At 71.7% G+C, this 24,238-nt stretch carries 23 protein-coding genes; 21 read left to right on the top strand and 2 right to left on the bottom strand.

Translation table 11 applies throughout. From position 1 onward, the window contains the following. Nucleotides 1-60: 60 nt before the first annotated feature. The 7 genes from AC07AG_RS31895 (at nucleotide 61) to mtnB (ending at nucleotide 7,280) form a co-directional block, all read left to right on the top strand. A complete protein-coding gene (locus tag AC07AG_RS31895; RefSeq protein WP_478759600.1) occupies nucleotides 61-852 on the top strand; it encodes an MIP/aquaporin family protein in 792 nt (263 codons plus the stop codon). 63 nt (nucleotides 853-915) lie between these two features. After that, a complete protein-coding gene (glpK, locus tag AC07AG_RS31890) occupies nucleotides 916-2,457 on the top strand; it encodes a glycerol kinase GlpK (protein WP_478759599.1) in 1,542 nt (513 codons plus the stop codon). Nucleotides 2,458-2,461: 4 nt separating this feature from the next. Next, complete coding sequence (locus tag AC07AG_RS31885) at nucleotides 2,462-4,084, top strand: glycerol-3-phosphate dehydrogenase/oxidase (protein ID WP_478759598.1); 1,623 nt, start codon at nucleotides 2,462-2,464, stop codon at nucleotides 4,082-4,084. 135 nt (nucleotides 4,085-4,219) lie between these two features. Beyond that, nucleotides 4,220-5,284 carry an LLM class flavin-dependent oxidoreductase gene (locus AC07AG_RS31880; protein WP_478759597.1) on the top strand — a complete coding sequence of 355 codons (1,065 nt, stop codon included), beginning with the start codon at nucleotides 4,220-4,222 and terminating at the stop codon, nucleotides 5,282-5,284. Nucleotides 5,285-5,342: 58 nt separating this feature from the next. Beyond that, entirely contained in the window at nucleotides 5,343-5,927 is a 585-nt protein-coding gene (locus AC07AG_RS31875) for a 1,2-dihydroxy-3-keto-5-methylthiopentene dioxygenase (protein WP_478759596.1), read from the top strand. Next, the gene (mtnC, locus tag AC07AG_RS31870) at nucleotides 5,924-6,679 is read left to right on the top strand and encodes an acireductone synthase (protein WP_478759595.1); all 756 of its coding nucleotides are present in this window, start codon (nucleotides 5,924-5,926) and stop codon (nucleotides 6,677-6,679) included. The genes AC07AG_RS31875 and mtnC overlap by 4 nt, the downstream gene beginning before the upstream one ends. Continuing rightward, on the top strand, nucleotides 6,672-7,280 hold the full coding sequence (gene mtnB, locus AC07AG_RS31865; RefSeq protein WP_478759594.1) for a methylthioribulose 1-phosphate dehydratase: 609 nt from the start codon (nucleotides 6,672-6,674) through the stop codon (nucleotides 7,278-7,280). Before mtnC ends, mtnB begins: the two co-directional genes overlap by 8 nt. A 174-nt stretch (nucleotides 7,281-7,454) precedes the next feature. Here mtnB and mtnA read toward each other — a convergent pair whose 3' ends face one another. Further along, entirely contained in the window at nucleotides 7,455-8,507 is a 1,053-nt protein-coding gene (gene mtnA / locus AC07AG_RS31860; RefSeq protein ID WP_478759593.1) for an S-methyl-5-thioribose-1-phosphate isomerase, read from the bottom strand. A 377-nt stretch (nucleotides 8,508-8,884) separates the two neighbouring features. Between mtnA and AC07AG_RS31855 the strand changes: the two genes are divergently transcribed. Genes AC07AG_RS31855 through AC07AG_RS31820 form a run of 8 tightly spaced genes read left to right on the top strand, consistent with a single transcriptional unit; the run spans nucleotide 8,885 to nucleotide 17,104 of the window. Next, nucleotides 8,885-9,937, top strand: coding sequence for a BMP family ABC transporter substrate-binding protein (locus AC07AG_RS31855; protein ID WP_478759592.1), 1,053 nt, complete (start codon nucleotides 8,885-8,887; stop codon nucleotides 9,935-9,937). Further along, nucleotides 9,921-11,531, top strand: a complete 1,611-nt coding sequence (locus AC07AG_RS31850; protein ID WP_478759591.1) for an ABC transporter ATP-binding protein — start codon at nucleotides 9,921-9,923, stop codon at nucleotides 11,529-11,531. The genes AC07AG_RS31855 and AC07AG_RS31850 overlap by 17 nt, the downstream gene beginning before the upstream one ends. Before the next feature lies 1 nt (nucleotide 11,532). Next, entirely contained in the window at nucleotides 11,533-12,624 is a 1,092-nt protein-coding gene (locus AC07AG_RS31845) for an ABC transporter permease (protein WP_478759590.1), read from the top strand. After that, a complete protein-coding gene (locus tag AC07AG_RS31840) occupies nucleotides 12,621-13,520 on the top strand; it encodes an ABC transporter permease (RefSeq protein WP_478759589.1) in 900 nt (299 codons plus the stop codon). The genes AC07AG_RS31845 and AC07AG_RS31840 overlap by 4 nt, the downstream gene beginning before the upstream one ends. Then, entirely contained in the window at nucleotides 13,517-14,326 is an 810-nt protein-coding gene (locus AC07AG_RS31835; protein ID WP_478759588.1) for a phosphorylase family protein, read from the top strand. The genes AC07AG_RS31840 and AC07AG_RS31835 overlap by 4 nt, the downstream gene beginning before the upstream one ends. Nucleotides 14,327-14,362: 36 nt before the next feature. After that, complete coding sequence (locus AC07AG_RS31830) at nucleotides 14,363-15,733, top strand: amidohydrolase (protein ID WP_478759587.1); 1,371 nt, start codon at nucleotides 14,363-14,365, stop codon at nucleotides 15,731-15,733. After that, nucleotides 15,730-16,365, top strand: coding sequence for a sulfite oxidase-like oxidoreductase (locus AC07AG_RS31825; protein ID WP_478759586.1), 636 nt, complete (start codon nucleotides 15,730-15,732; stop codon nucleotides 16,363-16,365). Before AC07AG_RS31830 ends, AC07AG_RS31825 begins: the two co-directional genes overlap by 4 nt. Next, complete coding sequence (locus tag AC07AG_RS31820) at nucleotides 16,358-17,104, top strand: ferredoxin reductase (protein WP_478759585.1); 747 nt, start codon at nucleotides 16,358-16,360, stop codon at nucleotides 17,102-17,104. Before AC07AG_RS31825 ends, AC07AG_RS31820 begins: the two co-directional genes overlap by 8 nt. A gap of 105 nt (nucleotides 17,105-17,209) precedes the next feature. On the opposite strand, the gene AC07AG_RS31815 is transcribed toward AC07AG_RS31820, so the two are convergent. After that, nucleotides 17,210-18,589: an MFS transporter gene (locus AC07AG_RS31815; protein WP_478759584.1), complete on the bottom strand. Its 1,380-nt coding sequence runs from the start codon at nucleotides 18,587-18,589 to the stop codon at nucleotides 17,210-17,212. Between the two features lie 324 nt (nucleotides 18,590-18,913). Between AC07AG_RS31815 and AC07AG_RS31810 the strand changes: the two genes are divergently transcribed. Genes AC07AG_RS31810 through AC07AG_RS31785 form a run of 6 tightly spaced genes read left to right on the top strand, consistent with a single transcriptional unit; the run spans nucleotide 18,914 to nucleotide 24,221 of the window. Then, nucleotides 18,914-20,401, top strand: coding sequence for an aldehyde dehydrogenase (locus tag AC07AG_RS31810; protein ID WP_478759583.1), 1,488 nt, complete (start codon nucleotides 18,914-18,916; stop codon nucleotides 20,399-20,401). A gap of 45 nt (nucleotides 20,402-20,446) precedes the next feature. Then, nucleotides 20,447-21,385: a VOC family protein gene (locus tag AC07AG_RS31805; RefSeq protein ID WP_478759582.1), complete on the top strand. Its 939-nt coding sequence runs from the start codon at nucleotides 20,447-20,449 to the stop codon at nucleotides 21,383-21,385. Beyond that, nucleotides 21,382-22,179 carry an aspartate dehydrogenase domain-containing protein gene (locus AC07AG_RS31800; RefSeq protein WP_478759581.1) on the top strand — a complete coding sequence of 266 codons (798 nt, stop codon included), beginning with the start codon at nucleotides 21,382-21,384 and terminating at the stop codon, nucleotides 22,177-22,179. Before AC07AG_RS31805 ends, AC07AG_RS31800 begins: the two co-directional genes overlap by 4 nt. After that, a complete protein-coding gene (locus AC07AG_RS31795) occupies nucleotides 22,176-22,976 on the top strand; it encodes an alpha/beta fold hydrolase (RefSeq protein ID WP_478759580.1) in 801 nt (266 codons plus the stop codon). The genes AC07AG_RS31800 and AC07AG_RS31795 overlap by 4 nt, the downstream gene beginning before the upstream one ends. After that, nucleotides 22,967-23,488: a cupin domain-containing protein gene (locus AC07AG_RS31790; protein ID WP_249590951.1), complete on the top strand. Its 522-nt coding sequence runs from the start codon at nucleotides 22,967-22,969 to the stop codon at nucleotides 23,486-23,488. The genes AC07AG_RS31795 and AC07AG_RS31790 overlap by 10 nt, the downstream gene beginning before the upstream one ends. Next, a complete protein-coding gene (locus AC07AG_RS31785) occupies nucleotides 23,481-24,221 on the top strand; it encodes an SDR family oxidoreductase (protein WP_478759579.1) in 741 nt (246 codons plus the stop codon). The genes AC07AG_RS31790 and AC07AG_RS31785 overlap by 8 nt, the downstream gene beginning before the upstream one ends. The last annotated feature ends 17 nt before the right edge of the window (nucleotides 24,222-24,238 follow it).

The raw sequence follows: 24,238 nt of genomic DNA, 5'->3' as shown, positions 1-24,238 counted from the left end.
CGGACCACCGGAGGGACCCGGGGTTCGCCTTCCCCTGGACGAAGGACAAAGGAGTCGCGGGTGTCCAGCTCCGACATCTTCATCGGCGAGACCATCGGTACCGCCATACTCATCCTGCTCGGCGGTGGTGTCTGCGCCGCCGTCACGCTCAAGGCCTCCAAGGCCAAGGACGCCGGCTGGCTCGCGATCACCTTCGGGTGGGGCTTCGCCGTGCTGACCGGCGCCTACCTGGCGGGTGGCGTGTCAGGCGCCCACCTCAACCCGGCGGTCACCGTCGGACTCGCCATCGAGGGCGGCACCAAGTGGAGCGATGTTCCGCTCTACCTGGGCTCGCAGCTGCTCGGCGCGATCATCGGCGCGATCCTGGTCTGGCTCACCTACATGGGTCAGTTCAAGGCGCACCTCACCGACCCCGAGCTCCTCGCCACGCTGCCGGCGGACGAGGGCATGGTCGACCTGAAGAGCGCGCCGAAGGCCGGTCCGGTGCTCGGCATCTTCTCCACCGGCCCCGAGATCCGGAACTACGCGCAGAACGTGCTCACCGAGGTCATCGCGACCATCGTGCTGGTCCTCGCGATCCTCACGCAGGGCCTGAACGACAACGGCAACGGCATCGGCGTCCTCGGTGCGCTGATCACCGCGCTCGTCGTCGTCGGCATCGGTCTCTCCCTCGGTGGCCCCACGGGCTACGCGATCAACCCGGTCCGTGACCTGGGTCCGCGCATCGTGCACTCCCTGCTCCCGCTGCCCAACAAGGGCGGCTCGGACTGGACGTACGCATGGGTGCCCATCGTCGGCCCGCTGATCGGCGGCGCCATCGCGGGCGGTCTCTACAACCTCGCGTTCAAGTAGGACCGCGACAGCAGCCGATGACCGCCTGAGACAGACCGCCGAGCAAGAAATCAGGAGCACACCGTGACCACCGACGCACACACCGCTGGCCCCTTCATCGCGGCCATCGACCAGGGCACCACCTCGAGCCGCTGCATCGTCTTCGACAAGGACGGCCGGATCGTCTCGGTCGACCAGAAGGAGCACGAGCAGATCTTCCCGAAGCCGGGCTGGGTCGAGCACGACGCCTCCGAGATCTGGACCAACGTCCAGGAAGTCGTCGCGAGCGCCATCTCCAAGGCCGGGATCACCCACGAGGACATCAAGGCGATCGGCATCACCAACCAGCGTGAGACCACGCTGCTCTGGGACAAGAACACCGGCGAGCCGGTGCACAACGCCATCGTCTGGCAGGACACCCGCACCGACGCCCTGTGCAAGGAGCTCGGCCGCAACGTCGGCCAGGACCGCTTCCGCCGTGAGACGGGCCTGCCGCTCGCCAGCTACTTCGCCGGGCCCAAGGCCCGCTGGCTGCTCGACAACGTCGAGGGCCTGCGCGAGCGCGCCGAGGCGGGCGACATCCTCTTCGGCACCATGGACTCCTGGGTCATCTGGAACCTGACGGGCGGTGTCAACGGCGGCAAGCACGTCACCGACGTCACCAACGCGTCGCGCACCATGCTGATGAACCTGCACACCATGAAGTGGGACGAGAAGATCGCCGAGTCCATCGGCGTCCCGATGGCGATGCTCCCCGAGATCCGCTCCTCCGCCGAGGTCTACGGCGAGGTCACCGGCGGCACGCTCGGCGACGTCCTGCCCGGCATCCCCGTCGCCTCCGCGCTCGGCGACCAGCAGGCGGCCCTCTTCGGCCAGACCTGTTTCGCCAAGGGCGAGGCCAAGTCCACGTACGGCACCGGGACCTTCATGCTGATGAACACCGGTGAGTCGGCCATCAACTCCTACTCGGGCCTGCTGACCACCGTCGGCTACCAGATCGGCGACCAGAAGCCGGTCTACGCCCTCGAGGGTTCCATCGCCGTCACCGGTTCGCTGGTGCAGTGGATGCGCGACCAGATGGGCCTGATCAACTCCGCCGCCGAGATCGAGACGCTCGCGTCGTCGGTCGAGGACAACGGCGGCGCCTACTTCGTACCGGCCTTCTCCGGCCTCTTCGCCCCGTACTGGCGTTCCGACGCCCGCGGTGTGATCGCCGGTCTCACCCGGTACGTCACCAAGGCGCACATCGCGCGCGCCGTCCTGGAGGCCACGGCCTGGCAGACCCGTGAGATCACCGACGCCATGACGAAGGACTCCGGCGTCGAGCTCACGGCCCTCAAGGTCGACGGCGGCATGACCTCCAACAACCTGCTGATGCAGACGCTCTCGAACTTCCTCGACGCACCGGTGGTGCGCCCGATGGTGGCCGAGACGACCTGCCTCGGCGCCGCCTATGCCGCCGGCCTCGCCGTCGGCTTCTGGTCCGGCACCGACGAACTGCGCGCCAACTGGCGCCGGGCGGCGGAGTGGACCCCCCGCATGGACGCGGACACCCGCGACCGTGAGTACAAGAGCTGGCTCAAGGCCGTCGAGCGGACCATGGGCTGGATCGAGGACGAGGAGTAAGAACATGACCACCCTGCAGAGCGTCCCTGCCCTCGGGACGCATCCGGCTGCCGGTTCACGTGCCTCTATTCCAGTGGCGAGCCGCGCCGAGACCCGGGAGCAGCTTTCCAAGGCGACGTACGACCTCCTGGTGATCGGCGGCGGGATCCTGGGCATCTCCACCGCCTGGCATGCCGCGCAGTCGGGACTGCGGGTGGCATTGGTGGACGCCGGTGACTTCGCCGGCGCCACCTCCTCCGCCTCCTCCAAGCTTCTCCACGGCGGTCTGCGCTACCTGCAGACCGGCGCGGTGAAGCTGGTCGCGGAGAACCACTTCGAGCGTCGCGCGGTGTCGCGTCAGGTGGCCCCCCACCTGGCGAACCCGCTCACCTTCTACCTGCCCGTCTACAAGGGCGGCCCGCACGGCGCGGCCAAGCTGGGCGCGGGCGTCTTCGCGTACAGCGCGCTCTCCGCGTTCGGTGACGGCGTCGGCCACCTGCTCTCGCCGTCGAAGGCCGCGCAGGACGTGCCGGAGCTGCGCACGGACAACCTCAAGGCCGTGGCCGTGTACGGCGACGACCAGATGAACGACTCGCGCATGGCCCTGATGACGGTCCGCGCGGCCGTCGAGGCCGGTGCCGCCGTCCTCAACCACGCCGAGGTCACGGGCCTTCGCTTCACCAAGGGCCGGGTCACGGGCGCGGAGCTCAAGGACCGCATGAGCGGTGACGAGTTCGGCGTCAACGCGCGGCTCGTGCTCAACGCGACCGGGCCGTGGGTCGACCACCTGCGCAAGATGGAGAACCCCGACGCGGACCCCTCCATCCGCCTCTCCAAGGGCGCGCACCTGGTCCTCAAGCGCACCGCCCCCTGGAAGGCCGCGCTGGCCACGCCGATCGACAAGTACCGCATCACGTTCGCCCTGCCCTGGGAGGACATGCTGCTGCTCGGCACGACCGACGAGGTGTACGAGGGCGACCCGGCGGACGTCAAGGTCACCGAGGCGGACACCGCGCAGATCCTGGACGAGGCCGCGTTCTCCATCCGCGACCAGCAGCTGTCCCGTGACCTGATCACGTACTCCTTCGCGGGTCTGCGGGTCCTGCCCGGCGGTCCCGGCGACACCTCCAAGGCCAAGCGCGAGACGGTCGTCACCGAGGGCGCGGGCGGCATGCTCTCGGTCGCGGGCGGCAAGTGGACGACCTTCCGCCACATCGGCCGTACGGTGATGAAGAAGCTGGAGTCGCTGCCGGGCCACCCGCTCGGCGACGACTACGAGCCGATCTCGCAGCTCCAGAAGCGGCTTCCGCTGCCCGGCATCGCCAACCCGCGCGCGGTCGCGCACCGCCTGCTCGTCGACGGCCCGGCGCCGGGCCCGCGCATGGCCGCCGACACCGCCAAGCACCTGGCGACGCACTACGGCTCGCTCTCCTTCGACATCGCCCGCCTGGCGAACGAGAACCCGGAGCTGGCCGAGCGCGTCTCGCCGGACGCCCCGGAGATCTGGGCGCAGGTCGTCTACGCCCGTGACCACGAGTGGGCCGAGACGGCGGACGACGTGCTTCGCCGCCGTACGACGCTGACGATCCGCGGTCTTGCCACGGACGAGGTCCGCGGCAAGGTCCAGGACGTGCTCGACGGCAAGTAGTCACACCCAGCGCTGTTGAAGGGCGGTTCCCCGCGGGAGGGGGAACCGCCCTTCGGCGTGTCCGGGCCCCCTGGCCCGGCGTGCCGCCATACCGCGTACATACGGGTGCAACAGGGCGCGGGAAGAGTGAGGGCCATGAAGTTCCAGGTGCTCTCGATCATCGGCCACGCCCCGCATCCACTGACCGGTCAACTCCCTTCACCCGCCGACCGGTTGGCGGACGTGATCGAGGTCGGCGTGGCCGCCGAGCGGCTCGGCTACGACGCGTACGCCGTCGGGGAGCGGCACGCGGGCGACTTCCTGTCGTCGAGCCCCACCGTCGTGCTCGGCGCGCTCGCCGCCCGCACCACGCGCATCAAGCTGCTCACGGGCGTCACCGTCGTGGCGATCCTCGACCCGGTGCGGGTGGCCGAGGACTACGCGACGCTCGATCAGATCTCGCGCGGACGCGTCGAGTTGGTGATCGGCAAGGGCGCGGAGGCGGGGCACTTCGCTCTCTTCGGGCTCGACGAGGAGCGGCAGTGGGATCTGCAGAAGGAGAAGTACGAGCTGCTCCGGCGTCTGTGGAGCGAGGAGAACGTCGACTGGGAGGGCGAGTTCAGGCCCGCGCTGAAGGACGTGACGACGGTGCCGCGCCCCTACGCGGGTGTGCCGCGCATCTGGCACGGCTCCGCGACGTCCCTCAACTCCCCCGACCTGGCGGCCAAGCACGGTGATCCGCTGTTCACCGCCAACGCCATCCAGCCGCGTGCCGCCTACGCGAAGCTGATCGCGCACTACCGCGAGCGGTTCGAGGAGTACGGGCACGATCCGGCGCGCGCCCGTGTGGCGGCCGGCTCGGGCGGGCTGCTGATCGCGGACTCCGCGGAGCAGGCCGTCTCGCGCTACCGCGAGCTGTACGAGGCGAAGGTGCGCCAGACCTTCAAGCCGCATCTGGCGGGCAGGGCGGGCTACAACACCCCCTTCCGCACCATCGAGGACGCGATCGCGGACGGGCCGCAGCTCATCGGCTCCCCGCAGCAGATCATCGACAAGATCCTGGGCTACCACGAGGTGTACGGGCACGACCTGCAGTCCGTCACCGTGGACGGCTACGGCCTGGAGCGGGGCGAGCAGATCGAGACGCTGCAGCGGTTCGCCGAGGAGGTCGCGCCGGTGGTGCGCAGGGCCGCGCCGTCCACGCTGTGGGACACCGTGTGACGTGTCCGGACCGCGAGCTACGATCCGAACACATCCCTGACCTGCCCTGGAGTGATCGATGACCCTCCTGACGACCTGGCCGGAGTCCGGCCCCGAGACCGTCATACGCCGCACCGCGGACCCGGCCGAGATCGCCGCCGCGCTCGCCCCCGTCGGCGTGCGCTACGAGCAGTGGCCGGTGCGCGAGGACGTGCCCGCCGACGCGGACAGCGCTGCCGTCTTCGCCGCGTACCGCACGGAGATCGACCAGCTCAACGCCGAAGAGGGCTTCCGGACGGTCGACGTGGTCGCGCTGCACCCCAGCGACGACCCCGAGTGGCCCGAGAAGGCGAAGGCGGCCCGGCAGAAGTTCCTCGCCGAGCACACGCACGACGACGATGACGAGGTGCGGTTCTTCGTCGCGGGCGCCGGGATCTTCTATCTGCACGTGGCCGGCGAAGTGCACGCGGTCTACTGCGAGAAGGGCGATCTGCTCGGGGTGCCGCGCGGCACGACGCACTGGTTCGACATGGGCACGTCCCCCGCGTTCACGGCGATCCGCTTCTTCCACGAGGAGGACGGCTGGATCGGCACGTTCACCGGCAGCCCGATCGCGGACCGCTTCCCGGACTTCGACGCGATCCACGCGGGGTACACCGCGTGACCGTTCGGTTCGATGCGGGCTCCGTGGACGCCGTGGTCCTCGACATCGAGGGCACCACGAGCGCCACGGGGTTCGTGGTGGATGTGCTCTACCCCTACGCCCGCGAACGCTTCGGGGCGCTGCTCGCCTCGCGGGGCGACGAGCCGGAGGTGGCGCGGGCCGTCGCGCAGGTGCGCGACCTTGCCGGTGAGCCGGGGGCTGATGCCGGGCGGGTGGAGCAGATCCTGGGCGCATGGGTCGACGCCGATCGCAAGGCGACGCCCCTGAAGACGCTCCAGGGGATCCTCTGGGCGGAGGGCTTCGCGCGGGGCGAGCTGGTCTCGCACTTCTACCCCGAGGTGATCGGTGTGCTGCGGGGCTGGGCGGCGGACGGTGACGGTGGCGGCGGGGTGCGCCTGTACGTGTATTCGTCCGGGTCCGTCGCGGCGCAGCGGGCGTGGTTCACGTACTCGCCCGAGGGGTCCCTGCTGGAGCTCGTGAGCGGCTTCTACGACACCGAGAATGCGGGCCCCAAGCAGGAGCCGGACTCCTACCGGGCCATTTCCGCCGCTGCCGGGGTGGACCCCGGCCGCACGCTGTTCCTCTCCGACCGGCTCGGGGAGCTGGACGCAGCGCGGGACGCCGGGTGGCGGACCGTCGGTGTCCGTCGGGCCGGGGAGCCCTACTTCGCCGCCGGGGTCGGCGGGCATCCGGAGGCCGCGGCCTTCGACGAGATCAGTTTTGTCAGGACCAGGAGTGAGACCGATGAGTGAGACCACTGCCGCGCTCGACCTGGAGGAGGCGGGCGCCGTCCTCGCCGCCGAGGCGGCGCGCTTCGCCTCGTTCGGATGGATGCGGGGTACGTCCGGGAACCTGTCCGTGGTGCTTTCGCGTACGCCGCTTCAGCTCGCCGTGACGGCCAGTGGGCGCGACAAGGGTGAACTCACCCCGGCGGACGTGGTGTTGACGGATGCGTCCGGTGCGGCGCTGGGCGCGGGGCGCCCCTCGGCGGAGGCGGCGCTGCACGCGCGGGTGGCCGCGCTGACCGGGGCCGGGGCCGTGGTGCATGTCCATACCGTGGCGTCGGTGGCGATGGGGCACCGGAAGCCGGGGGGTGTGGCGTTCCGGGACCTGGAGATGCTGAAGGGGCTCGGGCACGGGACGCATGAGGTCGCCGTGACCCTGCCGGTGATCGAGAACAGCCAGGACATGGCGGTGCTCGGGGATCGGCTTGAGGCTGCGCTTTCGCCGGGGATGCCGGCGGTGGTGGTGGCTGGGCACGGGCTGTATGTGTGGGGGGAGAACCCGCGGGAGGCGCGGCACCGCACGGAGGTCGTGGAGTGGCTTCTGGAGCTGGAGCTGACCCGGGGCTGATTTCCCCCGACCCCGCCCCTTCCCGGAAACCCGCTCGGCGCGGGGGCCTTCGGCGCGGGGGCCTTGGGCGCCGTCATCACCGGCTTCGCCGAGTTCGTCCTCGAATGCCGGACGGGCTGAAGTTTCACCCCGGCCCGGGGAAATCCTTCAGCCCCTCCGGCGTGAGGAACGCCCTCAGCTCAGCCCCGCCGACGGCAACTCCCCCGCCCCCACCTCCAGCACGCCCCGCTCCGTGACCAGCCCCGTCACCAACGACCCGGGCGTCACATCAAAGGCAGGGTTGTGCCCCCGCGACCCCGCCGGAGCGGTCCGCACACCACCCCACTCCAACACCTCGTCCTCGCCCCGCAGTTCAATCTGAATGCCCGAACCCGTCTCCGTGGCAAGGTCCACCGTCGTCGTGGGCGCGGCCACCACGAACGGGATTCCCGCGTACGCGCACGCGAGGGCGATCCCCACGGTGCCCACCTTGTTGGCCGTGTCGCCGTTCGCCGCGATCCGGTCCGCGCCGACGATCGCCGCGTCCACCTCGCCCCGCAGAATCGTGCCCGCTGCCGCCCCGTCCGCCTGGACGAAGTGGGGTATCCCCTCCTGGGCCAGCTCCCACGCCGTCAGGCGGGCGCCCTGGAGCAGGGGGCGGGTCTCGTCGGCGTACACGGTCTCCAGGCGGCCACGGCCGTGCAGTTCGCGTATGACGCCCAAGGCCGTGCCCCAGCCCGCCGTGGCGAGCGCGCCCGTGTTGCAGTGGGTCAGGATCCGCAGCGGGCGGTCCACGGACAGGCGCTTCAGGAGCCAGTCCGCCCCGAACGCGCCCATCGCGTGGTTCGCCTCCAGGTCCTCCCGCACGATCGCGTCCGCCTCCGCGAGCACCGCGGGCAGCCCGGCGTCGATGAGCGGGGCGACCCGGTCCACGCACACCATCAGGTTCACGGCGGTGGGCCGCGCCGCACGCACCCGGGCGACCTCCGCGTCCAGGCGTGCCCGGTCCCAGCCCTCGCGCTCGCCCTGCGCCATGGCGAGCGCGACCCCGTACCCACCGGCCGCGCCGATCGCGGGTGCCCCGCGGACCACGAGCCGCACGATCGCGTCGATCAGCTGGTCGACCGTCGTGACGTCGAGGCGCTCCAGGGCGTGCGGGAGCGCGGTCTGGTCGATGAGGGAGAGGGAGGGCGTGGCGCCCTCCGCGGCCGCCGTCCACGTGACAGCGCGCAGGTCCTGGCTGCTCATGTGCTCAACTCCGGGAAAATAGGGGCGTTCCGGCCATGCGAGGAGGGGTGCCGTCACCGTACCTGACGTGCTCGAACCATATTTCGAGACGTTCGTGCGGCTGTCCGAAATCCGGTGTTACCCTCACCGCCACCCAGGACGGATCGACCCACGGTGCGAGGAGGACGGCCATGAAAGCCCAGCGGACCGCCGGCTCCATGCGCTGCCCCGCCGTGACCAACAGCGTGACCGACGGCCGCCGAATGTGCCGCTGTCACCGCTGTCGCTGTTGTCGCCGTTGTCGCTGAGCGACATCGCTTCGCACGTCCCGAACCGCCCCCTGCCACGGCCTGGGCTCCCAGGCTCCTTCGAGAAGGCGCTCCCGTATGTCCCTGCGCATGCCGCTTCGCATATCCCGTCGTACGTCCCTTCGGCTGTCGTCGCTCGCCGTCGGCGCCGCCCTTCTCGCCACCGGCTGCAACGCGGCGGCGAAGAAGGGCGATGCGGACGCCGGTGAGGGAGCCAAGGCGTTCACGCTCGTCACGCCCGACCCGGTGGCGCAGAACGAGTTCCTCAAGCTGGCCGTCAGCGGGGTCAAGTCGGCGGCCAAGGCGCAGGGCGCCGGGACCCCGAAGGTCTTCCAGAGCAGCGACACGTCCTCGCAGCAGCAGAACGTGCAGTCGGCCGTGGACTCCGCGCCCGACGTCATCGCGCTCGTCGGCTTCGAGTTCGCCGACATCGCCGCCCAGCAGGCCGAGGCGCACCCCAAGCAGCAGTTCCTGCTCGTCGACGCGTGCACGAAGAAGACGTTCAAGAACGTCACGTGCGCGGTCTTCCGCGAGCACGAGGCGGTGTACCTCGCGGGCGCCGAGGCCGGACTGCTCACCAAGAGCAACAAGGTGGGAGCCGTCGTCGTCCTCGACAGCGTGCAGTTCCGCCGCTACAGCGAGCCGTTCGCGGCCGGTGCGAAGAAGGCGAAGGCGGGCGTCAAGGACCGCACGCTCTTCGTCGGCGGACAGTCCCCGTTCAGTGACGCGGCGCGCGCCAAGGACCAGGCGGCGACCATCGGTTCGGGCGGCGCCGACCAGGTGATGGCGGCAGCGGCGGGCGGCAACACCGGTGTCTTCCAGGCCGCGAAGGCCAAGGGGTTCCAGGCGTACGGCGTCGACGCCAACCAGTGCGTCGGCAACGCCGGGGTCGTCGTCGACAACGTACTGAAGAAGACCGATGTCGCCGTCGAGAAGGGCATCGCGCAGATCCTGAAGGGCAAGGGCGGCACCACGGTGTCGTACGGCCTCAAGGAGGGCGGGATGTCGCTGACCGGCCTCGAGCCCGGCGTCGCGGACTCCCAGTGCCTGATCGCCGACCACAAGGATGTGCTGAAGCGCGTCGAGTCGCTGCGGGACGAGATCGTCGCGGGGAAGCTGAAGGTCGATGACCCCGCGGCCTGAGTCCCTCACCGCCTCTGCCGCCGCCGCTCCGGCCGTCGAACTGCGCGGCATCACCAAGGAGTTCCCCGGCACCCTCGCCAACGACCGGGTGGACCTGACCGTCGCGCGCGGCGAGATCCACGCCCTGATGGGCGAGAACGGCGCGGGCAAGTCGACGCTGATGTCCGTGCTCTACGGGCTGCAGCGGCCGGACGCGGGGCAGATCCTGCTCGACGGGCGCGAGGTGACGTTCGCTAGCCCGAGCGAGGCGATCGCGGCGGGCCTCGGCATGGTGCACCAGAGCTTCAAGCTCTTCCCGTCCTTCACGGTCGCGGAGAACGTCGTGTACGCCGCCGAGCCGCGCCGTTTCGGTCTGACGGACCGCGCGGAGGCGCTGCGGCGTGTGGGTGCGCTCGCCGATGAGCACGGGCTCGCGGTGGACCCGGCGGCGAAGGTCGGGGACCTGGCGGTGGGCGTGCGCCAGCGGGTGGAGATCCTCAAGCTCCTCTACCGCGGCGCCCGCACGCTGATCCTCGACGAGCCGACGGCGGTCCTGACCCCGTCGGAGGCCGACGCCTTGTTCGGTGTGCTGCGCTCCCTCGCGGACGACGGGCGCACGGTCCTCCTCGTCACCCACAAGCTGCGCGAGGTGATGGAGGGCAGCGACGCGGTGACGGTCCTGCGGGACGGCCGCGTCGCGGCGCGGATGCGGACCGCGGACACCAGCGCGGACGGGATCGCCGCGGCGATGACGGGCCGCGCGGTGGAGCTGGACCGCGTGCACCCGACGGGCACACCGGGCGGCGATGTCCTTCTCGTCGATTCCCTGTCGACGGACGCCGTGCGCGAGGTCGCGCTCTCCGTCCGCGCGGGCGAGATCGTGGGGATCGCGGGCGTGGCGGGCAACGGCCAGAGTGAACTCGTCGAGGCGATCGCCGGATTGCGTCCGCTCTCCCGCGGCCGGGTCACGCTCTGCGGGCAGGACATCACGGACGCGTCGGCCGCGGGGCGCCGCGCGGCGGGTCTCGCCTACGTCCCCGAGGACCGCGTGGCGGTCGGCACCGCGCCGGCCGCGACGATCGCCGAGAACCTGGCCATGGGCCACCACCGGGGGCACGGCCTCCTGCGCCCGTCCTGGCTCCGCGAGCACGCGCGCGTCCTGATCGAACGCTTCGGCATCAAGGCGGCCTCGTCCCGCCACACGGCGGGCTCGCTGTCCGGCGGCAACCTCCAGAAGCTGGTGATCGGCCGCGAACTCGCCCATGAATCCCCCCTGTTGATCGTCGAGCAGCCGACACGGGGCGTCGACATCGGTGCCATCCAGACCATCCACGACCAGCTGATCGCCCACCGCGACGCGGGCCACGCGATCCTCCTGGTCTCCGCCGAACTGAGCGAGATCCGCGGTCTGTCGGACCGTGTCCTGGTGATGTACGAGGGCCGGGTGGCCGCGGAGTACGCCCGCGCGGACGCGGACGAGCGGACCCTTGGTCTCGCCATGGCGGGCGGCTCGGACACCAGAACCGGCACCGGCACCGGCACCGGCACCACCGATGAAGCCACGGTCCCGCCTCCCCGCGAGAGCGAACCCGCCCCCGTGAAGGAGGCCCCCTGACATGGGTGCCACGATCCGCTCCCTGAGCGGCCGGAGCCTTCGCTCCCCCGCACTGCACTCCGTCGTCGCCGCGGTGATCGTCGGCGCGCTCTTCCTCGTCGGGACGGGGGCCGACCCCTTCGGGGCGTACGGCTCCGTCGTCAGCGGCGCGCTCGGGCCCGACGGCATCGGGTCCACGCTCACCACCGGGACCAGCGTCATCGGGCTCGCCCTCGCGCTCGCGATCCCCATGCGGGCGGGGCTGCTCAACCTCGGCGGTGACGGGCAGCTGGTGCTCGGCGGGATCGCGGCGGCGGCCACCGGGCTCTACTCGCCGCTGCCCGCGCCGCTGACCGTGGTCGCCTCGCTGCTCGCGGGGATGACGGCCGGCGCCGCCTACGCCGCGCTCGCCGCCGTGTGCCAGAACCGGTTCGGGGTGCCGCTGCTCGTCAGCAGTCTGCTGCTCGGCTATCCGGCGATGTCCTTCGCCTCCTACCTCGCGCGCTTTCCGCTGAAGGAGGACGGGTCGAGCCTTCCGCAGACCCGGCGGCTTCCCGACGGGGTCGAGCTGCCCGCCTTCGGGTCGTCGACCGTCACCGTCGGACTGCTCCTCGTGGCCGCCGCGGTCGCCGTCTTCGTGTTCGCCGACGCCCGTACCGCCACCGGCTACGAGATCCGCATGACGGGGCTCAATCCGCGCTTCGCCGCGTACGCGGGGGTCGACAGGCCGCGCCTCACGCTGCGGCTCATGGCGCTCTCCGGGGCCGTCGCGGGCCTGGTCGGCGCCATCGGCGTACTGAGCTTCCCCTATCGCTTCATCGACGGTTCGCTCACCGCGGCCGGGCACACCTGGACCGGCCTGACGGCGGCGCTCCTCGCCGCCGCCGCGCCCCTGGGGACGGCGCTCGCCGCCCTGTTCTTCGCGGCGCTCGAAGTCGGCGGGCTCGCCATGGAGCGGACCACCGAAGTGCCGCGCGAGCTGACGCAGGTCCTGCAGGCCGTCGTCATCGTCTTCCTCGCGGCCCGGCTCAACCTGACGTGGCGGCGGGCCAGGAAGAAGTCCGCCGCCGAGACCCCCGCCGAGATCGACGTGAAGGAAGTGAACGTGCGATGAGCATCGACTCCGCGCTGTTCCACTCGGCGCTCCTCGCCCTCACCCCGATCCTCCTCGCCGCGCTCGGCGGCGCGATCTGCGAGCGCGCGGGCGTCTTCAACATCGGCCTCGAAGGCATGATGCTGATCGGCTGCTTCAGCGGCGTCGCGGGCAGCTGGTTCACCGGCAGCGCCTGGCTCGGTGTCGTGTTCGCCGCCCTCGCGTCGGCGGCGTACTCGATGATCCTGGCCGTCGGAACCATCTCGCTGCGCGGGGACGCCGTCGTGCTCGGCGTCGCGCTCAACCTTCTCGCGGTCGGCCTGACGGGGTTCCTGCTGCGTACGGTCTTCGGCGTGCAAGGCACGTTCTCCGACCCGGAGTTGGCGGGGCTCGGCGGCATCGACATCCCGTTCGCCGGGGCGGTGCTCTCCGGGCACTCCGCTCTCGTGTACCTCTCGTGGGCCGCGGTCGCCGTGGCCGCGGTGTTCCTGGCCCGCCACCCGTGGGGCCTGCGGCTTCGCGGCGTGGGCGAGGCGCCCGACGCGGCGGCGACGCTGGGGGTGAGCCCGGCGAAGTACCAGTACGCCGCCGTCCTGACGTCAGGCGTCCTGTGCGGCCTCGCGGGAGCCCAACTCGCCCTCGGCAACGTCACGTTGTTCTCCGAGAACATGACGGCCGGGCGTGGTTGGATCGCCGTGGTGGCCGTGATGCTGGGCCGCGCCCTGCCGCTCGGCGTCCTGCTCGCCGGGCTGCTCTTCGGCATCGCGGAGGCCGTCGGCTTCCGTCTTCAGGGGCTCGGCATGCCGCAGCAGGCGACCGACGCGGCGCCGTACGTGGTGACGCTCGCCGCACTCTTCCTGTCCACGGCGCGCAGGCGCCGCCGCAAGACGACGCCTCTGGTAGGAGCTTCCTCATGACGACCGACTTGACGACCGACCTGCCGACCGGCTCGACGACCGACGCCCCTACGCTCACCGACGCGCTGCCCATCACCCGCGTCCCCCGCACCGGCCTGCCCACCCGCGCCGTCGTCGTCGGCGACCCGGGGCGCGCCTCGGCCGTCGCCGACCTCCTGGACGACGCGAAGGAGGTGTCGTACCACCGCGAGTACCGCACCTTCACCGGCACGTGGCAGGGCACCGAGGTCGTCGTCGCCTCGCACGGCGTCGGCGCCCCCGGCGCGATCCTGCTCTTCCAGGAGCTCGCCGAGGCGGGCGTCACCACCATCCTGCGGCTCGGCACGGCGGGCGCGATCCGCCCCGGCATCCGCGACGGCGACCTGGTCATCGCGGACGCGGCGGTGCGCGACGACGGCGTGACGCAGCAGCTGATCCCCGCCGAGTACCCGGCGTTCGCGACCCCGGAGGCCGTCATCGCGCTGCAGCGTGCGGCCCGCGCGGCAGAAGCCCCGTACCACCGCGGCGTTGTGTGGACGCGGGCCGCGTTCCAGCCGGGCTTCCTGCCGCTGCCCGGCGAGGCGTACGCCGCCGCCGGGATCGCGGCCATCGAGATGGAGCTCTCGGCGCTGTACGTCTTCGCGTCCACGCACGGTCTCGTTGCGGGCGGCGCGCTCGTCGTGGACGGTGCCAACGCCGACGAACTCGTCGACGAGGAAGCCACCGGCGGCTACAACCCGCACCGGAACGTGGTGGCCGAGGGAGTCGACCGGGGCGCCCGGATAGCCTTGGACGCGCTCCGGCTCCTGGCCGCCACGGAGCACTGAGCAGCCGCCCGCACGACCTTGTGGAGAACGGAACCGATGCACCCCACTGACCTGCCGGCCCAGGACCGGGGCGGCTCCATGGACCTTCTGGTCCATGGCGGCGACATCCTCACCGTCGACGCGTCCGGCACCGTCGTGAAGGACGGCGCCGTCGCCGTGCGCGACGGCCGGATCGTCGAGGTCGGCCCCGCCGAGCGGCTGCGCGCCGCGTACGAGGCCGCCGACCATCTCGACGCCCGCGGCTGCCTCGTCCTGCCCGGCCTGATCAACACGCACACGCACCTGGCGATGACCCTGTTCCGCGGCATCGCCGACGACCTCACGCTGCAGGGCTTCCTGGCCCGCGTGATCCCGGCCGAGGCGAAGCAGCTCTCTGCAGAGACCGTGACGGCGGGCATCCAGGGCGCGATCGCCGAGTCCGTGCGCGGCGGGGTCACCACCGCGCTCGACATGTACTGGTTCCACGAGGCGGCCGAGGCCGTGGCGCGCGATGCCGGGTGGCGCCTCCTGACAGGCCCCACGTTCATGGACGTACCGGGCCCGCCGGACGGCCGCCCCTATGCCGACCGGCTCGGCTGGGCGGCGGCCGACCTGGCCGCCCGCACCCCGGCGCCGGGCACCCGTCCTGTGGTCTTCGCGCACTCCGCGTACACCCTCGTGCCGCAGCAGCTGACGGCGATCAGCGCGCTGGCCCGCGAGCACGGCGCGCTCCTGCACATCCACGCCGCCGAGAACGCGGGCGAGGTGGAGATGGTGCGCGAGCAGCACGGCATGCGTCCGGTGGAGCTGCTCGAATCGCTGGGCGTGCTCGGCCCGGACACGCTGCTCGCGCACGCGGTGGACCTCACGGACGCGGAGATCGAGGCCATCGCCCGCACCGGTACGGCCGTGGCGCACTGCCCGGTGTCGAACCTGAAGCTGGGCTGCGGCATCGCGCGCGTCCCCGCCCTGCTCGACGCGGGCGTCACGGTGGGCCTCGGCACGGACGGCGCCGTGAGTTCCAACACGCTCGACCTGCTCGGCGCGGTGAAGCTCGCGGCGCTCGTGCACAAGGCGGGCGGTGACCCGACGGCGGTCGGCGCCGAGCAGGCCGTGCGGATGGCGACCATCGAATCCGCGCGTGCCCTCGGCCTCGGCGACCAGCTGGGCTCCCTGGAGCCGGGCAAGCGCGCGGACCTGATCGTCCTCGACCTGGCCCGGCCGCACCTCACGCCGCGGCACGACCCGTGGTCGATGCTGGCCTACTCCGCCGCCGCGTCCGACGTGCGCGACACGGTGGTCGACGGCCGTGTCCTGATGCGCGACCGTACGCTGGAGACAGTGGACGAGCAGCGCGCGCTGCGAGCCCTGCAAGACGCGGCCGACTCCGCGGCACCGAGCACCTCCGAAGTGGCAAGCACCGTATGACCATCGAGCACCGTACGCCCGTCGAACCCACCCGCGGCTTCACCGGCCGCGCCCGCGCGGCCGACCGCGACCCACGGCTGCCCCCCGGGCAGTACGACGCGGCCGACAGCTGGCCCGTCCTGTCCGCCGAGGTGACGCCCGAGCTCTCGCCCGCGGAGTGGTCGTTCCGCGTGGACGGGCTCGTGACGTCCCCGCACACCTGGACCTGGGACGACGCGCACGAGCTGCCCGCGTCCGAGTACCGCGGGGACATCCACTGCGTGACCAGCTGGTCCAAGTTCGGGGTCCGCTTCGGCGGGGCGAGCCTGGACGCGTTCCTGGCCGCCGCCGGGCCGCGCCCCGAGGCCACGCACGTCGTCGCGTACTCGCACACGGGGTACACCACGAACCTCCCCCTCGCCGATGTGACGGGCGGGAAGGCGTGGATCGTCTGGGAGTACGGGGACGGCCCGCTGCCTCCCGAGCACGGCGGCCCCGCGCGCCTGATCGTCCCCCATCTCTACTTCTGGAAGAGCGTGAAGTGGGTCGCGGGGCTGCGGCTCCTCGACCACGACGAGCCGGGCTTCTGGGAGCAGAACGGCTATCACCACCGGGGCGATCCCTGGCGTGAGGAGCGTTACTCCGGTGACTGAGACGTATCGGCCCCCCACGCGGTTCGCCGTGCCCGGACGGATCGCGGTGAGCAATCGCGCGGCGGCGGTCTGGCAGCGGGCGACGGTGGTGGACGTCCGGCGCGAGAACGCGGCAGGCACGGTGTCGAGCTTCCGCCTGAAGGTGCCGGACTGGCAGGGGCATCTGCCGGGCCAGCATCTGATGCTGCGGCTCACGGCCGCGGACGGGTATACCGCCCAACGCCACTACTCGATCGCCTCGGCCCCGGACGAGGGCGGTGAGATCGAGCTGACCCTGGACCATGTGCCGGGCGGCGAGGTGTCCGGTCATCTCCACACGGTCGCCCGCGTCGGCGACGTGGTGGAGGTGCGGGGGCCGCTGTCCGGGTTCTTCGCCTGGCCCGGTGACCGTCCCGCGCTGCTGCTCGGTGCGGGGTCCGGTGTGGTCCCGCTGATGTCCATGCTGCGGCACTGGCGGCGGGCCGGGCGTCCGGTGCCGCTGCGGCTGCTCGTGTCGGCGCGTACCCGCGAGGATCTGATCTACGCGGAGGAGTACGGCGACGAGACCACGGTCGTCCTCACGCGGGCGGAGGGCCGGCTGAGCGCCGAGCACTTGGCTCCGCTGCTGGGGCCCGCGCAGCCCGAGGGGGGCTGGGAGGCGTACATCTGCGGGTCGAACGGCTTCGCCGAGCATGCCTCGCGCCTGCTGGTGGCAGGGGGCCAGCCGGTCGACCGGATCCGCATCGAGCGCTTCGGCTGACACAAGGTGTCGCAGACGCCGGGCGGGCCGGAGATCTCCGGCCCGCCCGGCGTCTGCGTGTCTGCGTGTCTGCGTGTCTGCGTGTCTGCGTGTCTGCGGAGACGCTTACGGCGAGACCTCCTCCAGCCGCCGCCCCGCCGTCTCCTCCGCCCCGACCGCCGCCACCACGGACCCGACCAGCGCCACGGCCCCCAGCATCACGAACACCGTGGACACATTGCCGCCCGCGTAGACGACCCCCACCACGATCGGCCCGAGGATCACTCCGAGCCGGTTCATCGCGCCGCCCATGCTGCTTCCCAGCGCCCGCATCCGCGTCGGGAAGAGCTCCGGCGTGTAGAGGTACAGGCAGATGTTGGAGCCGAAGAAGAAGACCGCCGCGAGCGACGTCCACACCAGGACCTGCACCGGCGTACCCGCGCCCACGGCCGCGAGCGCCACCAGCATCACCGCGGCCCCGCCCAGACATCCGGTGATGACCTTCCGGCGCCCCAGGCGGTCCACCGTCAGCGCGGCCACGAGACAGCCGAGCAGACCCGCACAGGACGTGACCGTCGAGTAGAGGAGCGCGTCCGAGAGGGAGAGGTCGTAGCGGTTCTGGTAGATCGTCGGGAGCCAGGACGTGATGCCGTAGTTCACGAAGTAGCCGGTGAACCAGAGCACACCGATCACCAGCGTGCGGCGCCGGTAGCGGCCGGTGAACAGGCCGCGCAGGCCGGACGCCGCTTCCCCGGGAGCGGCCACGGGAAGGGCCTCGGGAACGGGCGGCAGCGGTTTGCCCGTGATCCGTTCGACCTCCGTCTCGATGCCGGTCATCACCGCGGCCGCCTCATCGGTCCTGCCGTGGTCCGCGAGCCACCGCGGCGACTCGGGGACCTTGCGCTGTACGAGGATGCAGAGCAGGCCGGGCAGCGCCGCGAGCGCGTACATCCAGCGCCAGCCCAGGATCGGCACCACCCAGGCCGCGACCAGCGCGCCCACGGTGAGACCTGCCGGGAACACCAGCTCGTAGAGGAGGACGAAGCGGCCACGCTGGTGGCTGCGGGTGATCTCGGCGATGAAGGTCGCCGCCACCGGCACCTCGCCCCCGATCGCCAGGCCCTGGACGAACCGCAGGGCCATGAACGCGTCGGGCGACGTGGACACGGACAGGGCCAGGTTGGCGACGCTGGACAGCGCGATGCACAGCGCGATGACCTTGACCCGGCCGATCCGGTCCGCGAGCCGGCCGGAGAGCAGCGCCCCGATCAGCATGCCGATCGAGCCGACGGTGAGCAGCAGCGTCGCGGCCGACGTGCTGAGGTCCCACTCCTGGCGCAGCTCGGGCAGGGCGTAGGCGATAAGGAGCTGGTCGAAGGCCTCGAAGAAGGTGACCGCGCCCACGATGAGCCGGACGGTGACGTGCCAGCGGCACAAGGGGAGCCGTTCGAAGCGGGCGGCTATGGCGGCCCGGACCGCTCGGTCCGGGGAAGCGTCGATCGTCATGCGGGAACTCCGCTGCTGAGGGGGCGGGGACGAGCGGGGAACGCGACGGGCCACGGCGTCTGAGGAAACGCGGGCCAAGTAGCGAGTAAGCGCAAAGTTTCTAAGCGCTTAAGTTGTACCGTCCCAGCCCCGGAGGCCGTCAAGAGCCTCCGCAGGGGAAATCCTCGAAGTCCGCCATCGAGTAGGTCTTGCGCTCCAGATATTTAAGCCCTTAGATTTCTAGCGCTTACCGAAGTGGGGCCGATGTTCAGACCGGGCCCCTTCCGCCAAGTCCCGTTCGGGCGCATCCCGTTCGACCACGTCCCGTTCCGCCAGGAGGCCCCCATGCCCCGCATCCCAGCCGACGAAGCACTCATCGCGGGCGAGTGGCGACGCGGTTCGGGCGCCCCGGCCGGCGCCGTCGACCCGGCGACGGGCCGCGTCATCGCCACCGTCCACGCGGTCTCCCTCGACGAGGTCGCCGAAGCGGCGCGCGGGGCGGCCGAGGCCGCCGCCGACCCGCGCTGGCGCGACCTCCTGCCCCACCGGCGCGCCCTGCTCCTGCACCGCATCGCCGAGCTGATCGAGGAGTCCACGGACGACCTCGCCGCCCTGCAGACCGCCGACACCGGCAAGGCGCTCACCGAGACCCGCGCCCTGGTGGGCAGCGCGGCGGCGACCTTCCGCTACACGGCTGCCGCCCTGGAGACCGCGGAGGAGGCGATCACGCCCTCGCGCGGCGACTACGTGACGCTGAGCGTGTACGAGCCGATCGGCGTCGTCGGCGCGATCAACCCCTGGAACTCCCCCATCGCCAGCGACGCCCAGAAGCTCGCCCCGGCGCTCGCGGGCGGCAACGCGGTGCTGCTCAAGCCCGCCGAGTGGACCCCGCTCGTCTCCCTCGCGCTCGGCCGCCTCATCACGCGCGCGCTGGACGAACTCGGGCTCCCGGCCGGGCTGCTGTCCGTGCTCACCGGGCGCGGAAGCATCGTCGGGGACGCGATCGTCCGCGATCCGCACGTCGGCAAGGTCACCTTCACCGGCGGCACGAGCACGGGCCGCACGCTCGCGCACGCCGCCGCCGAGAAGCTGATGCCGGTCTCGCTCGAACTGGGCGGCAAGTCGCCGACGGTCGTCCTCGCCGACGCCGACGTCGAGCAGGCCCTGGCCGGCGTGCTGTTCGGGATCTTCTCCTCCAGCGGACAGTCCTGCATCGCGGGGTCACGGCTCTTCGTCGCCCGCGAGCTGTACGAGGAGTTCGTCGGCGAGCTCGTCGAGCGCGTACGGAAGCTGCGCGTCGGCCCCGGCACCGCCCCGGACACCCAGGTCGCGCCGCTCGTCCACCACAAGCACCGGGACTCCGTCGCCTCGTACGTCGATCTCGCGCGCGAGGAAGGTGCGCGGGTGCTGTGCGGCGGGGGTGTGCCGCAGGGCCCCGAACACCGGGACGGGGCGTACTACCTGCCCACCGTCCTGGACGGGCTCCCGAACTCCTCGCGGACCTGCCAGGAGGAGATCTTCGGGCCCGTCCTGGTCGCGCTGCCCTTCGACGACGAGGACGATCTCGTGCGGCAGGCCAACTCCAGTGTCTACGGTCTCGCCTGCGGCATCTGGACCCGCGACCACCGGGCCGCCTGGCGCATCGCGCGCCGCGTCGACGCGGGCACGGTCTGGATCAACACCTACAAGCAGTTCAGCATCGCCACGCCCTTCGGCGGCATGAAGGAGAGCGGACTCGGCCGCGAGAAGGGCCGCGACGGCATCCGCGCCTACCAGCGCCAGAAGTCCCTCTACTGGGGCGTCTCCGATGCGCCTCTCCCCTGGGCCGGCTGAACCCCGTACCTCCGCACCTACATCTCTGCACCTCTGGAGCAGGACATGTCCCAACCTCCCATCGCCCGCCTCCGCGCCCTGCGCTCCGTCGAGCTCCTCACCCCCTCCTTCACGGAGGCCGCCGACTTCTACCAGGAGGTCTGGGGCCTGCAGACCGTCGAGTCCGAGCGCGGCACGGCCGCCTGGCTGCGCGGCACCGGCGCCGAGCACCACGCGCTCCAGCTCACCCGCGCCGACCGCACGGGCCTCGGCAGGATCTCCTTCGCGGTGGGCACGCCCGCCGAGGTCGACGAGGCCGCCCGCAGGCTGCTCGCGCGCGGCATCGCACCGGTCGCGGGGCCTGGCCCCCTCGACCAGGTCGGCGGCGGCTACGGCCTGCGCTTCACCGACCCCGAGCACCGCCTGATCGAGATCAGCGCGGAGGTCCACGCGGTCGCGCCGCGGGGCAGCGACGGCGCCGTGCCGGTGGGCGTCACGCACGCGGTGCTCAACACGGCGGACATCGACGCCTCCGTCGCCTTCTACCGCGACGTCCTCGGCCTGCGCGTCTCCGACTGGTCCGAGCACCAGATGGCGTTCCTGCGCTGCAACGCCGACCACCACTGCATCGCCTTCAACCAGGCCGAGTGGGCCTCGCTCAACCACGTGGCGTACGAGATGAGTTCGGTCGACCACTTCATGCGGGGCCTCGGCCGGCTCAGGCACCACGGCATCGACCCGCAGTGGGGCCCCGGACGGCACGGCCCCGGCAACAACACCTTCTCCTACTTCACCGACCCCTCCGGGCTCGTCTGCGAGTACACCTCCGAGGTCGCGCAGATCGTCGAGGACGCGTGGATCGCCCGCGTCTGGCGGCGGGTGCCCGAGCTGTCGGACCTGTGGGGGACGGCGGGGCCGCCGTCGAAGGAGATCCGCTGCCACATGGCGGGTTCACCCGACCCGGGCCCCCTCTCCGCCCGAAACAACCTGGAGGTTCAGGCATGACGCGCGTACGCAAGGTCGGCATCGTCGGCTGGGGCGCCATCGGCCGTGTGGTCGGTACCGCCCTCGCCGAACAGCGCGTCACCGGCGCGGAGTTGACCTGCCTGGTCGACAACCGTCCGCTCGGCGAGAGCGCACCCGCCCCGCAGGTCTCCTTCGACGAGGCCATGGAGCGCTGCGATCTCATCGTCGAGGCGGCGGGCCAAGGCGTCGTACGGGAATGGGGCGAGCGTGTCCTTTCCTCCGGGACCGATCTGCTGATCGCCTCGACCGGCGCGCTCACCGACGAGGAGCTGTCCAAACGGCTCCTGTCCGCCGGTCCCGGCCGGGTGTACTTCACCGGGGGCGCGGTCGGCGGGCTCGATCTGCTCCAGGCGGTGCGCTCGCTCGGCCCGCTCGACGAGGTGCGGCTGACCACCACCAAACTGCCGTCCACGCTCGAACAGCCTTGGATGGACGAGGAGTTGCTGTCCCGGATGCGGACGGCGACCGGTCCGGTCGAGGTCATGTCCGGGACCGCGCGCGACGTCCCCGTGAAGTTCCCCAAGTCGACGAACGTCGCGGCATCGGTCGCCCTCGCCGTCGGCGACCTGGACGCTGTGCGGGTCCAGGTCGTCGCCGATCCCGGCGCCCACCACACGCGGCACGTCGTCGAGGCGTCCGGCGCGCACGGCACGTACCGCTTCGAGGTCGCGCACCTGCCGGACCCGGGCAACCCGGCGACCAGCCAGGTCGTGCCGTACGCGGTCCTGCGCAGCCTCGCGGCGCTCGCGGGACGGACGGGACAGATCCTGTGACGGCCATTCATGTCGAGGAGGCGGGCTCCGCAGGGCCGCTGCTGCTGTGCCTGCACGGCATCGGCTCCTCGTCCGCCGCCTTCGCGCCGCAGCTCGCCGCGCTGTCCGCGTACGTGCGGGTCGTGGCCTGGGATGCCCCGGGGTACGCCAAGTCCGCTGATCCGGAAGGGCCGTTGGACCTGGACGGCTTCGTGGACGCGGCGGCCTCCCTCATCCGGGAGCGCGGCGCGAGCGCGCACGTCCTCGGCGTCTCGTGGGGCGGGGTGATCGCGCTGCGGCTCGCGGCCCGGCACCCCGAGCTCGTCGACTCGCTGATCGTCGCGGACTCCAGCTCCGGTTCCGGCACCGACCCCGCGAAGGCCGACGCCATGCGGCAGCGGGCCGCCGAGCTCGCGGAGCTCGGGCCGCAGGCGTTCGCCGAGCGGCGCGGGCCCCGGCTCGTCTCGCCGGACGCGCCCCCTCAGCTCGTCCGGCGGGTCGTCGACACCATGGCCGCGTCGGTGCGCCTGCCCGGATACGCGTACGCAGCCGAGTCCATGGCCGGAGCCGATCTGCGCCCCGAGATCCCCGGCATCGCCGCGCCCACCCTCGTCCTCTGCGGCGACCAGGACCGGGTCACCGGCGTGGAGGCCTCACAGGCCATCGCCGGAGCCCTGCACAAGACCGCCTACGTGATCGTCAAGGACGCCGGTCACCTGGCCAACCAGGAGCGGCCCGAGGCGTTCAACGCCTGGGTCCTCTCCCACCTCCGCATCACCGCCCGCATCCCCGAACAGGAGCCTTCCTCATGCCTCTGACCACCACCGATTACGACAACGGCAGCGACCTCGGCAAGTACACCGACTCGCTGATCGCCACCAAGGAGTCCCGTGTCGCGGACTTCAGCACGCTGTCCTTCCAGGAGAAGGCGGGCCCGCAGTACCGCCGCGGCCAGATCCGTTACGTCGGCTCCGGCGCGACCGGCAACCACGAGAACGACAGCCGCATCCTGCCGTCCGGCGGATTCACCTTCTCCAACATGCTGCTCCCGCCGGGCGCCGAGGGCCCCGAGCACACCCACCACGACGTCGAGGAGGCCTTCTTCGTCCTGGAGGGCCAGGTCAAGGTGGGCATCCACCGGGGCGCCGACGAGGTGGAGTACCGCACGCTCGGCTACCGCGACATGATCGTCGTCCCTGCGGGCGTGGCGCGCTCCCTGAAGAACGAGGGCGACACCGACGCGCTCTTCTGCGTCGTCATCGGCACGCAGAAGCCGCAGGTCCCGACGTACCCCGAGCACTCGCCGATGCACGGCGTCACCCGTGACTGACGAGCGCACCGTCGTCATCACCGGCGCGGGCCGTGGCCTGGGACTGGCCATGGCCCGCCGGGTGGGCGAGGACGGCTTCCGGGTCGTCGTCGCGGAGGTGGACGCGGGGCGTGGGCAGGAGGCCGTCGCGGAGCTGCGTACGGAGGGCCTGGATGCCCATTTCGTGCGGTGCGACGTGGCGGACCCTGCTTCGGTAGATGAACTGGCCTCCGCGGTAGCGGACTTGGGTTCGCTGTACGGCCTGGTCAACAATGCCGCGCTCGCCAACGGCGTCGGCGGCAAGGAGTTCCAGGACATCGACGTCGAGGTGTGGGACCGCCTGATGGCGGTCAACGCCCGCAGCCCGTGGCTGGTCGCCAAGGCCCTCCACCCGCTGTTCCGCTCCCCCGGGCGGATCGTCAACATCGCCTCGGACGCGGCCCTTTACGGATCGCCGCGGCTCGCCCACTACATCGCCTCCAAGGGCGCGGTCATCGCGCTGACCCGGGCGATGGCGCGCGAGCTGGGCGACAAGGGGATCACCGTGAACGCGGTGGCACCGGGCCTCACCGAGGTCGAGGCCACCGAGACGGTGCCGGCCGAGCGGCACGCGCTCTACCGGGGCAACCGGGCGATCTCGCGACCGCAGCAGCCGGACGATCTCGTCGGGCTCGTCTCCTTCCTCCTCTCCGAGGAGTCCCGCTATCTGACCGGACAGGTGATCGCCGTCAACGGCGGATTCACCATGAACTGACGAACTGACGAACTGAC

This window comes from Streptomyces sp. NPDC044044, assembly GCF_056434405.1.
Note: the sequence above shows the minus strand (reverse complement) of the source record. Positions and strands in the feature narration are given on the sequence as shown.